We start from the raw sequence: 10,105 nt of genomic DNA, 5'->3' as shown, positions 1-10,105 counted from the left end.
CGGCGGGGCCGCCGCCCGCCGCGAGACGACCCGCACCCTGCCGCGCGTCCGCGGCCGCGCCGCGTCGCGCATGCGCGCCCGCGCCGCGGCCCGCCGCGTCCGCCGCCCCCGCGACGACTTCGCCGGCGGCCTGCGCCCCGGCGGCCGCGTCCCATCGCCGCCCCCGGAGGAACCCGCCGCCCCGACCCCCGGGAAGCGCGACGCCTAGTCCCTGACGAGGGCGCCTAGTCCATGACGGGGGCGACGGCGCGCACGGTCTCGATCGTGTCGGCCTCAGCGGCGGTCTTGTCGGGCCGGTACCGCAGCACCCGCGCGAACCGCAGCGCGATGCCGCCCGGGTAGCGCGGGCTGTGCTGGACGCCGTCGAACGCGATCTCCACGACCAGCTCGGGCCGGACGTGCACGACCCAGTCGTCCTCGCGCACGGCCAGCTCGCGGAGCTTCTTCGTCTGCCAGGCGAGCAGCTCGTCGGTGAGCCCCTTGAACGTCTTCCCGAGCATGACGAACCCGCCGGTCTCGGGGTCGCGCGCGCCCAGGTGCAGGTTCGACAGCAGCCCCTGCCGCCGCCCGTGCCCCCACTCCACGGCCAGCACCACGAGGTCGAGCGTGTGCCGGGGCTTCACCTTGATCCACCCGGCCCCGCGGCGCCCGGCCGTGTACGGCGTGTCGAGCGACTTGATCACGACCCCCTCATGCCCCCGCGCCACGGCCTCGTCGAACACCTCCTTGGCCCGCACCGGATCGCCGGTGACGACCCGAGGCATCCGCAAAGCCTCCGGCACGACCCGCACCAGGGCCGCATTCCGCTCCGCCCCCGGCGCATCGAGCAGGTCGGTGTCGTCGAGGTAGAGGACGTCGAAGATGAAGACGCTCAGGGGGACCTGCTCGGTCGTCTTCGTGGTGCGGGTGGCGGTGCGGGCGGCGGTCACCTGGAAGGGGTGGGGGCTGCCGTCGGGGCGCAGGGCGATCAGTTCGCCGTCGAAGACGGCCTTGTGGACGGGGAGTGCCTTCACCGCCTCCACCACCTCGGGGAGGCGGGAGGTGATCTCGTCCAGGGTGCGGGTGAAGATGTGGACGTCGCCGTCGGCGATGTGGATCTGGGCGCGGATGCCGTCGAGTTTCCATTCGACCGCCGCTTCGGCCTTCAGCTTGGCGAACGCTTCGTCGGTGGACGGGGCCGAGGCGGCCAGCATGGGTTTGACCGGGCGGCCCACCTCCAACGTGAAGGCGCGGAGGGCGGCGACGCCGTCGGCGAGGGCGGCGGTGGCGACCGGGCCGAGGGAGCCGCGCAGCATGAACGCGCGCCGGACCTCGGCGGACGGCACCTCGGCCGCTGCCGCGATCGCCTCGGCCATCACGCCGTCGAGTGCGCCCTGGCGCAGTTCGCCCGCCAGGAGGCGGATGAGGAAGTTCTGCTCGGCTCGGGTGGCGCGGGCGAAGAGGGCGGCGACCAGGTCGCGGCGGCGGGCGACGGAGCCGGGGCCGGAGACGGCGCCGATCTCGGTGAAGGACGCGTCGACCTCGGGAACGGTCAGCGACGGCTCGGCGGCGGGCGGGGGGAGATCCCGCAAGGCGGCGTAGCCGACGCCGATCTGGCGTTGCGGCAGCTCACCCGACAGGTAGGCGACCACGGTGGCGGCCTCGCCGGCGTCGGCCCGGCGCAGGCACTCGGCGAGCGCCGTTACCTTGGCCTTGCGGCCCGAGGTGCCCGCCACCGCCTCCGACGTCCGGGCGATCTCCGCTATCAGCACCCTCCCAGTGTGACTCCGGGGTCTGACAATCGGCACCACCGGGGGGCCTGGTCAGCGGCGGCGCGCCTGACTACGTTGACGGGAGGCGGGCCATGACGCGACGGGGGAGTGAGGAGCGGGACGTGGGGCTGCACCCTCCGGCCGAACCGTTCCACCGGCCGTACGCGGGGCCGGAGCCGCCGTCTCCGGCGCGGCGGCCGAAGCGGCTGATCGTGCTGCTGGTGGCGGCCGTCGCGTTCACGGGTGCGGCGGTGGCGGTGTTCCTGGCCGTGCCCGGCGGGAAGACGGACCGGGCCGCGGTGACGCCCAGTACGGCCGAGCCCTCGCCGTCCGAGCCGTCGCCGTCCGAGGCGGTGCCGGGGATCGTCCGGGCGCTGCCGCCGCCGTGCGGGACGGTCGCGGCGGAGACGGTGGCGAAGGCGGTCCCGAAGGCGAGCGAGCGGCAGAGCGCGAACTCGACGCTCACCACGTGCACGTACACCTCGAAGGAGTCGGCGTTCCGCTGGCTGCGGGTGGAGGCGCGGCTGTACGCGCCCGCGCACTCCGCGACGCCGGTGCGGGACGCCGAGAGCTACTACGACGCGCAGTGGACGCAGGCGCACGACGCCCCGCTCGTCCGGACGATCGCGCTGGAGCGGGAGCAGGGCGTGGGGGACGAGGCGTACCGCTGGTTCATGGCCGACCAGGGGCAGCCCACGCTGGTCGGGCAGGTCACGGCGCGGGTCAAGAACGCGGTCGTGACGGTCAGCTACAGCGAGGAGGCGCCGCGTGGCGGCGGCGGCCAGGCGGCGCGGGAGCGGGCGGTGCTCGGCACGGCCACGGCGGTCGCCCGCGAAGTGCTCACCGTGCTAAACGATTTCTGACCTCATTTGGCCGATCATGGCATATTTACTGTCAGCACCTTCTAAGGTGATTCGGTAATGGGGAGGCAGTATGCCGATCATGCTCCCGCGCCAGGCATGTGATCGGGGTGCTGAGACGGCTGGGAGGAGGAGGTCGACGACGTGAACGCGCGATCGGATGGAGTGTCCTGGGTGAGATAACCCCAGGCAGATGGCCGTGTTCGTCGATGGGCCGCGGAGTGGACCCCGCTCCGCGGCCCTTTTTGTTCGCGTTGTCAGGACCACTGGTCGGTATTGGCGAACCGTTTTCTAATAAGCGTTTCGACATCAAGATAAATGCGGCGGGTCAGGCGTGCAGGAGGCCCGCGCCGATCCAGACCTCGCGCGCCCGGCCGTCCAGGAAGCCGACCTCGTCGAAGAAAGCGGTGCATTTCCGGAACGACCACGCCAGGGTGGCGCGGCGGTGCGGGCTGCGCGCCGCGACGCGGCGCGCGAGCTTCGGGTCCAGCCCCACCGCCGTGTAGCAGGACGGGTGGATCATCTGCGTGGCCAGCAGCCGGGTCGCCTGCGCCATCCAGTAGGCCGCCGCCCGCCGCTGGAACGCCGGGGCCTTGACGACCAGCCGCTTCAGCTCCTCCCGCGCGTACTTGATGTGCCGCGCCTCCTCGATCACGTGGATCCGGGTGACCTGCCGGATCAGCGGCTGCATGTCCTCGTCGGGGAACGTCAGCCGCTGGAACGCGTCGGTCAGCTCCTCCACGACGAGGGTCCCGGCGAACATCGGCATCGGGTCGTACACGGCCCCGAACAGCTTCGCGGCGTGGTACTCCAGGGCGCGCGGCCGGTGGGTGCGCAGCCCGCAGGTCCGCACCATGCGGCCGAACATCTTCGAGTGCCGGCACTCGTCCGCGATCTCCGTCAGCGCGTACGCGAAGTGGCCGCTGTCGTAGCGGTGCCGGTAGGCGTGCATGAGCAGCGACTGCATCAGCATCATCTCCGACCAGATGCCGAAGGAGGCGATGCTGCACATCTCCCGCTTGCTGAGCTCCACCCGCTGCCGGTGCGTGAGCCCGTCCCACAGCGGCGTCTCGTAGAGCGACACGAGCTGCGGCGGGATGTAGAAGACGTCCGGGTCCTGGGGCGCGTCCCAGTCGACGTCCGCGTCCGGGTCGAACGAGTGCTTGCGGGACGTCCGCAGCAGCCGCTCGGCGACCACCTCGCGGTCGGTCAGCTCCAGCGTGTGGTCGCCGTCCTTGCAGCGGATCTGGGCCGTCCACGTGCGCGGACGGCCGCCGGCCAGCAGTGCGTCGGGGGGCATGGATCCTTCTCCTCTTACGGCATGGAGGGTCGGGGGCCGCGCCCGGCGCGGACGTCAGCCCTGGGGGGTGGGGATTCTGGCCAGCAGGCGCAGGGACGCGGGGGACACCCGGGACAGGGTGTGCAGCAGGTGGCCCTCGAAGTTCACCGGGACCACGGCCTTGTTCTTGACGATGGCGTCGACGACCCGCTCGGCGACCTTCTCCGGCGGGTAGTTGCGCAGCTGGATGGCCTTCTGGCCGCGCTGCCGCAGCTTCTCGGGGGACCCGTCGACGTAGGTCCCGTTCTTGACGAGGTCGGTGCTGACGAAACCGGGGCAGACGGCGGTGACGCCGATCCGCGAGCCCGCCAGTTCCGCGCGCAGCGATTCGCTGAGCATCAGCACGGCCGCCTTCGTCGTGCAGTAGGCGGGCATGCCGCGCCACGGCGCGAACGCGGAGGCGGACGCGATGTTGACGATGTGCCCGCCGAGGTTCGGCTTGTCGGGCTTGTTGGGCAGGGCGTTGACGCGGTCGCGCATCTGCCGGCCGAACAGCCGGCAGCCGTGGATGACGCCCCACAGGTTGACGCCGAGGATGCGGTCCCAGTCGTCCGGCTCGGTGTCGAGGAACGGCCCGGCGAGCGCGATGCCCGCGTTGTTGACCACGATGTCGGGGACGCGGTGCGCCTCCTTCACCTCGGCGGCGAACGCCTCCATGGCGGCGGCGTCGGAGACGTCCACCCGGTGGGCGGTGCCGCCCGCGCCGACGGACTTCGCGCGGGCGGCGGTGCGCTCCGCCGCGGCCAGGTCGATGTCGGCCGCGATGACGCTCGCGCCGCTCTCGGCCAGGGCGAGGGCGGTGGCCCGGCCGATGCCGCTGCCGGCTCCGGTGACGACGGCGAGCGCTCCGTCGAAGTGCGCGAGTGGCATCAGGACCTCCGAGGTGTGCGGACGAGTGGCTCTCAGATCGAGTGATCCAAACGTACTCAGCCCGCCGCCGCGTCGGCGATGACGGCGTCCACTTCGGCCTTGCGGTCGGCCTCCTCGGCGGCGAACCGCTCGGTGTCGAGCTTCTCGGCGATCTCCTCGTCCTGCCTCATGAGGGCGTCGAGGTCGGCCTTGGACATGTCGAGGACGCCCATGTCGTCGTAGGTCTGCTGGACGCGCTCGCTCCACAGCCCGATGTCCTTCACGCACGGGACGATCCGGCTGAACAGCAGGCTCTGGAACATCCGCATGTAGGGCGAGTTCTCCACCAGCTCGTCGACCTCGGCGGGGTCGATCCCGAAGTTGGTGTAGATCTCCCGGCCGCGGATGCGGTCGCGCATCAGGTAGCAGCCCTCGATGACGAAGTCCTCGCGCTCGCGCAGTTCGGCGGCCGAGAGCTGCTTGTAGTAGTCGCGCAGCGCGAGGCGGCCGAACGCGACGTGGCGCGCCTCGTCCTGCATGACGTAGGCGAGGATCTGCTTGGGCAGCGGCTTGGTGGTGATGTCGCGGATGACGCCGAACGCGGCGAGGGCGAGGCCCTCGATGAGCACCTGCATGCCGAGGTAGGGCATGTCCCAGCGGGGGTCGGTGAGGGTCTCGTCCAGCAGGTCCTGGAGCTGGGTGTTGATCGGGTAGACCATCCCGATCTTCTCGTGCAGGAAGCGGGTGAACAGCTCGACGTGCCGCGCCTCGTCCATGGTCTGGGTGGCGGAGTAGAACTTGGAGTCGAGGTCGGGCACCGACTCGACGATGCGGGCGGCGGTGACCATCGCGCCCTGCTCGCCGTGCATGAACTGGGAGAACTGCCAGGACGTGTAGTGCTGGCGCAGCTCGCCGCGCTCCTTGACCGAGAGCTTGTCCCAGTGCTTCGTCCCGTAGATGGCGAGTGACTGGTCGGGGACGCCGAGGACGTTGTGCGGGTCGACCTCAAGGTCCCAGTCGATGCGCTTGACGGAGTCCCACTGCTTGTCCTTGCCCTTCTGGTAGAGGGCGAGGAGGCGGTCGCGTCCGTCGTCGTACTCCCAGGTGAACCGGGTGTCGCCGGCCATGGGCACGGTCCAGCCCCCGGTGGGGACGGGGTCGGTGTAGAGGTCGTGGGTCGACATGGGGCACTCCTCCCCGAGCGCGGACGTACGATGTACGTCTACGTACAATGTACGTACCGTGTCATGGGACACTTATCGGTGTCAACGGCGGGAAGGGGACGGGCGCGATGGCCAAGGGCGTGACCTCCGACACGCCGCGCCCCGCGCTGACCCGCGACCGCATCGTCCGGGCCGCTGTCGCGCTGATCGAGCGGGAGGGCGCGGACGCGCTGTCGATGCGCCGCGTCGCGGCCGAGCTGGACGTCGCCGTGATGTCGCTCTACAACCACGTCCCGAACAAGACCGCCCTGCTGGAGGGCGTCGCGGAGCAGGTCGTCGCGGGCCTGGAGCTGACCGACGACCCCGACGAGCCCTGGCAGCAGCGGGCGCGGGCGCTCGTCCGGGCGTTCCGCAAGGTCGCGCACGACAACCCGCGCTGCATGACGATCGTCTTCACCCACAAGGTCGACACGGCGGCGGGGCTGCGGCCGATGGAGCGGGCGCTCGCGCTGGCGGACGCGGCCGGGTTCGACGGCGGCACCGCCGTGCGGATCATGCGGGCGCTGCTGGCCTACGCGATCGGCGCGCAGATGCGCGAGATCGGCATGGAGAAGATGCTCGGGCACCTCGCCGAGACGGGCGCCGAGTCGTGGAACCACCTCGACCCGGACGAGTTCCGGCACGTCATCGCCTACGGGCCGGAGCTGGCCCAGCACGACCCCGAGAGCGACTTCGAGTTCGGCCTCGACCTGCTCATCGCCGCTCTGGAGGCGCTTGCCCGCCGTCAGCCGGCTCGGGGGACGGGGCCAGGTACGGGCTGAGGCCCTGCCGGCAGAAGTCGGTCATGTAGCGGGCGGCGTCCTCCGCCGACACGTCGGGACGGGTGGCCTGCCACAGCGCGACCCGTTCGCTCGCGCCCATGATGATCTGCGTGTACGCCTCGATCGCGGCGTCCGGCGCGCCCGGCGCGAACATCGCGAGCACGCCCGCGATCAGCGTGCTCTGCTGCCGCCGGGTCGCCTCGACGGCCTCGGCGGTCTCCGGCGACGGGGCGACCGGCTCGCGCAGCAGCATCGCGAACGAGCCGCTGTGCGCGTCGACGAAGGAGAAGTAGGCGAGCATGCCGCGCCGGAGGATGTCCTCGGGGGTGGTGGCGCCCGCCATGGCCTTCTGGGTGACGTCGAGCAGCTCGGCCTTGGACCGGCTCACGCACGCCACGAGCAGGCCGTCCTTGGAGCCGAAGTACTCGTAGAGCATCGGCTTGGAGACGCCGCAGCGGTCGGCGATCTCGTCCATGGAGGTGCCCTGGTAGCCGCGCTCGCCGAACACCTGCTCCGCCACGTCCAGCATCTGCTGCTCCCGCTCGGCCCGCGACATCCGCCTGCGCTTGCGGGCCGGGGGCTGTGACGGCGGCTGGGGCTGCGGTGTGGCGCCACTCACAGGAGAATCCTCTCTGTTGGACCTACCGTCAGTAACCTACTCGCGGTAACTTACCCGGAGTAGGTTATCTGAGAGGAGGGGTCATGAGCGACCGCGCCCCCGCGATCGTCATCATCGGCTCCGGCTTCGCCGGCCTCGGCATGGCGATCCGGCTCAAGCAGTCCGGCTTCCACGACTTCACCGTCCTGGAGAAGAGCGACGCGCTCGGCGGGACGTGGCACGACAACACCTATCCCGGGTGCGCCTGCGACGTGCCCTCGCACATGTACTCCTTCTCCTTCGAGCTGAACCCCGGCTGGTCCCGGATGTTCGCGCCGCAGCCGGAGATCCGCGCGTACATGGAGCAGACCGCCGACAAGTACCGGGTGCGCGACCACATCCGCTTCGGCGCGCGGGTCGACTCCATGGAGTACGACGACGAGGCCAGGCGCTGGAACGTCACCCTCACCGACGGGACGGTCCTCACCCCGCGGGCCATCGTGTCGGGCATCGGCGCGCTGCACGTCCCGTCCTTCCCGGACCTGCCGGGCATGGAGCGGTTCCAGGGCACCGCGTTCCACTCCGCCGAGTGGGACCACGGCTACGACCTCACCGGCAAGCGCGTCGCCGTCATCGGGACGGGCGCGTCCGCGATCCAGTTCGTCCCGAAGGTCGCCAAGCGGGCCGGGGACCTGGTCGTCTTCCAGCGGACGCCGCCGTGGATCCAGCCGAAGCCGGACGTGTCGATCCCCGCGCCGGTGCGCAAGGCGTTCGAGAAGGTGCCGGGCGCCGCCCGCGCGTTCCGGAACGGCATCTACTGGGCGCTGGAGGCCCGCGCGGTCGGCTTCACCGTCGACCCGCGTCTGTCGGGCCCGCAGGAGCGCATCGCCCGCCGGCACATCGAGAAGCAGATCGCCGACCCGGAGCTGCGCGCCAAGGTGACGCCCGACTACACGATCGGGTGCAAGCGGATCCTGCTGTCCAACGACTACTATCCGGCGCTCGCCCGCCCGAACGTGCACGTGGAGACCTCCGGCGTCGCCGAGGTGCGGGAGAACTCGATCGTCACCGCGGACGGCCGCGAGTACGAGGTCGACTGCATCATCTACGGCACCGGCTTCAAGGTGGTCGACGCGCTCAACGACCTGCGCGTCACCGGGCGGGACGGCACCAAGCTCCAGGAGATCTGGGCGGACGGCATCGAGGCGCACCGCGGCACCACGATCCCCGGCATGCCGAACTTCTTCATGCTGCTCGGCCCGAACACCGGCCTCGGCCACAACTCGGTCGTCTTCATGATCGAGGTGCAGATCCAGCACGTGCTGAGCTGCCTGCGCCTCCTCCAGGACGCCGGCGGCGAGGTCATCGAGCCGAGGCCGGAGGCCGCGCGCCGGTTCAACGACCGGCTGCAGAGGCGGCTGCGCCGGGCCGTCTGGAACGAGGGCGGCTGCAACAGCTGGTACCTGGACGACAAGGGCGTGAACCGCACCCTGTGGCCGGGATTCACGTTCGAGTTCTGGGCGGGCTCCCGCAAGGCCGACCCCGCCGAGTACATCGTCACCCGCTGACTCACCCGCTGATAATCGCCGTCACGTCCGGGCGCCCGCCATGCGGTGGGGCGCCCGGACGTGTTACTGATGGGGCATGCCGAAGCCGCTGATGCCGAGCTGGCTCCCCAGCTTCAACAAGAAGGTCACGAACCGGATCCAGGGCGTCTACGCGCCCTACCTGCCGCCGCTCGCCGTGGTCGTGCACCGGGGGCGCCGGTCGGGCCGCGAGTACCGGACGCCCGTCACCGCGTTCCGCAGCGGCTCGCGGCTGATCATCGGGCTGCCGTACGGGCGCGACACCGACTGGGTCCGCAACCTGCTGGCCGAGGGGCGCGGCGGGGTGGAGCGGCTCGGCCGCGCCCGGCGCATCGCGCACCCGCGCGTGGTGACGGCCGCCGAGGCCGACGTCCTGCCGCTGCCGGCCCGCTCCGCGACCCGCTACATGGACATCCTGGTGGCCGACATCGAGGACTGAGCCGGGTCGCGACGGCTCCTCAGCGCTGCTTCTCGGGCGCGAACATCGGCCGGAACCCCGCGAGGAGCTGCCGGATCACGGGCCGCTGCTCGGCCGGGGTGCGGCCCCGCAGGTCGTGTATCGGGTCGAGGCCGTCGTAGTACGGCGCCAGCGCGAGGAACGGCAGCATGGTCATCAGCCAGGTGGCAAGGACGGCGAGGTCGGCGTCCTCGCGGATGGCGCCCTCGGCCTTCCACAGCTCCAGCGTCGGGTGGATGACCTGGAGGTAGTGCTGGTTCGCGGTGTCGCGGACGACGGACCGCACGCTGTTGTCGAGCTCGAAGTTGGTGGCCGCCGTGACGCCGCGCTCCAGCGGGTGGTCGGCCATGTACTCGGTCCAGTCGCAGAGGACGTCAAAGAGCCACTCGTCGAAGGACTGGTCGAAGGAGACGCGCTCGATGCGGCGCTCCATCTCCTCGCGGATGCGGCGGGACGTCTCGTCGCAGACGAACGCGAAGAACTCCAGCTTGTCGCTGAAGTACTGGAACAGCGACCCCTTGGCGATGCCGGCCTCGCGCGCGATGGTGTTGAGGCTGCCGGTCGAGTACCCGTGCTCCCCGAACTCGCGCATCGCCACCTCGAGCACGCGCTCGCGCTTGGCGACGTTGAGGCGGAACCAGGTCGAGGTCGGCATGGACTCCTTCGACTTCCCGTCAGGGG

The 10,105-nt window shown here is 71.1% G+C and carries 11 protein-coding genes; 5 read left to right on the top strand and 6 right to left on the bottom strand.

Annotated elements, in window-relative coordinates; all coding sequences use genetic code 11:
- Positions 1-208, top strand: a 208-nt coding sequence (locus tag AB0K34_RS34090; protein ID WP_364553060.1) for a hypothetical protein, incomplete at its 5' end; no start/stop codon positions are given.
- A 16-nt stretch (positions 209-224) separates the two neighbouring features.
- On the opposite strand, the gene AB0K34_RS34085 is transcribed toward AB0K34_RS34090, so the two are convergent.
- On the bottom strand, positions 225-1,751 hold the full coding sequence (locus AB0K34_RS34085) for an ATP-dependent DNA ligase (protein ID WP_364553059.1): 1,527 nt from the start codon (positions 1,749-1,751) through the stop codon (positions 225-227).
- A 92-nt stretch (positions 1,752-1,843) separates the two neighbouring features.
- Between AB0K34_RS34085 and AB0K34_RS34080 the strand changes: the two genes are divergently transcribed.
- The gene (locus tag AB0K34_RS34080; protein ID WP_364553058.1) at positions 1,844-2,614 is read left to right on the top strand and encodes a hypothetical protein; all 771 of its coding nucleotides are present in this window, start codon (positions 1,844-1,846) and stop codon (positions 2,612-2,614) included.
- 325 nt (positions 2,615-2,939) lie between these two features.
- Here the strand turns inward: AB0K34_RS34080 and AB0K34_RS34075 are convergent, their stop codons facing one another.
- Genes AB0K34_RS34075 through AB0K34_RS34065 form a run of 3 tightly spaced genes read right to left on the bottom strand, consistent with a single transcriptional unit; the run spans position 2,940 to position 5,983 of the window.
- A complete protein-coding gene (locus AB0K34_RS34075) occupies positions 2,940-3,911 on the bottom strand; it encodes a diiron oxygenase (protein ID WP_364553057.1) in 972 nt (323 codons plus the stop codon).
- 54 nt (positions 3,912-3,965) lie between these two features.
- The gene (locus tag AB0K34_RS34070) at positions 3,966-4,820 is read right to left on the bottom strand and encodes an SDR family NAD(P)-dependent oxidoreductase (RefSeq protein ID WP_301176187.1); all 855 of its coding nucleotides are present in this window, start codon (positions 4,818-4,820) and stop codon (positions 3,966-3,968) included.
- A gap of 56 nt (positions 4,821-4,876) precedes the next feature.
- The gene (locus tag AB0K34_RS34065; protein WP_364553055.1) at positions 4,877-5,983 is read right to left on the bottom strand and encodes a ferritin-like domain-containing protein; all 1,107 of its coding nucleotides are present in this window, start codon (positions 5,981-5,983) and stop codon (positions 4,877-4,879) included.
- A 107-nt stretch (positions 5,984-6,090) separates the two neighbouring features.
- On the opposite strand from AB0K34_RS34065, the gene AB0K34_RS34060 reads away from it, so the two are divergent.
- Positions 6,091-6,783: a TetR/AcrR family transcriptional regulator gene (locus AB0K34_RS34060; protein ID WP_364553054.1), complete on the top strand. Its 693-nt coding sequence runs from the start codon at positions 6,091-6,093 to the stop codon at positions 6,781-6,783.
- On the opposite strand, the gene AB0K34_RS34055 is transcribed toward AB0K34_RS34060, so the two are convergent.
- Positions 6,716-7,402, bottom strand: coding sequence for a TetR/AcrR family transcriptional regulator (locus tag AB0K34_RS34055; protein WP_364553052.1), 687 nt, complete (start codon positions 7,400-7,402; stop codon positions 6,716-6,718). The two genes, AB0K34_RS34060 and AB0K34_RS34055, sit on opposite strands and share 68 nt — an antisense overlap.
- Before the next feature lie 83 nt (positions 7,403-7,485).
- Here AB0K34_RS34055 and AB0K34_RS34050 point away from each other — a divergent pair, with 83 nt between their 5' ends.
- Both AB0K34_RS34050 and AB0K34_RS34045 read left to right on the top strand, forming a co-directional pair.
- Positions 7,486-8,949 (top strand): NAD(P)/FAD-dependent oxidoreductase, encoded by a 1,464-nt coding sequence (locus AB0K34_RS34050; protein ID WP_301176183.1) that lies wholly within the window; start codon positions 7,486-7,488, stop codon positions 8,947-8,949.
- Positions 8,950-9,025: 76 nt separating this feature from the next.
- Positions 9,026-9,406 (top strand): nitroreductase family deazaflavin-dependent oxidoreductase, encoded by a 381-nt coding sequence (locus AB0K34_RS34045; RefSeq protein ID WP_364553051.1) that lies wholly within the window; start codon positions 9,026-9,028, stop codon positions 9,404-9,406.
- 19 nt (positions 9,407-9,425) lie between these two features.
- On the opposite strand, the gene AB0K34_RS34040 is transcribed toward AB0K34_RS34045, so the two are convergent.
- Complete coding sequence (locus AB0K34_RS34040; RefSeq protein ID WP_301176181.1) at positions 9,426-10,079, bottom strand: TetR/AcrR family transcriptional regulator; 654 nt, start codon at positions 10,077-10,079, stop codon at positions 9,426-9,428.
- Positions 10,080-10,105 lie beyond the last annotated feature (26 nt).

The organism is Actinomadura sp. NPDC049382, from assembly GCF_040677125.1.
In the GTDB taxonomy this organism is placed as follows: Bacteria; Actinomycetota; Actinomycetes; order Streptosporangiales; family Streptosporangiaceae; genus Spirillospora; species Spirillospora geliboluensis.
This window is presented reverse-complemented; position numbering and strand designations above follow the sequence as displayed.

What these genes read in the sequence shown, in the direction of transcription:
- AB0K34_RS34080 (WP_364553058.1), top strand. Translation starts at nt 1,844, where the DNA reads ATGACGCGACGGGGGAGTGAGGAGCGGGACGTGGGGCTGCACCCTCCG.
- AB0K34_RS34075 (WP_364553057.1), bottom strand. Translation starts at nt 3,911, where the DNA reads ATGCCCCCCGACGCACTGCTGGCCGGCGGCCGTCCGCGCACGTGGACG.
- AB0K34_RS34070 (WP_301176187.1), bottom strand. Translation starts at nt 4,820, where the DNA reads ATGCCACTCGCGCACTTCGACGGAGCGCTCGCCGTCGTCACCGGAGCC.
- AB0K34_RS34065 (WP_364553055.1), bottom strand. Translation starts at nt 5,983, where the DNA reads ATGTCGACCCACGACCTCTACACCGACCCCGTCCCCACCGGGGGCTGG.
- AB0K34_RS34060 (WP_364553054.1), top strand. Translation starts at nt 6,091, where the DNA reads ATGGCCAAGGGCGTGACCTCCGACACGCCGCGCCCCGCGCTGACCCGC.
- AB0K34_RS34050 (WP_301176183.1), top strand. Translation starts at nt 7,486, where the DNA reads ATGAGCGACCGCGCCCCCGCGATCGTCATCATCGGCTCCGGCTTCGCC.
- AB0K34_RS34045 (WP_364553051.1), top strand. Translation starts at nt 9,026, where the DNA reads ATGCCGAAGCCGCTGATGCCGAGCTGGCTCCCCAGCTTCAACAAGAAG.
- AB0K34_RS34040 (WP_301176181.1), bottom strand. Translation starts at nt 10,079, where the DNA reads ATGCCGACCTCGACCTGGTTCCGCCTCAACGTCGCCAAGCGCGAGCGC.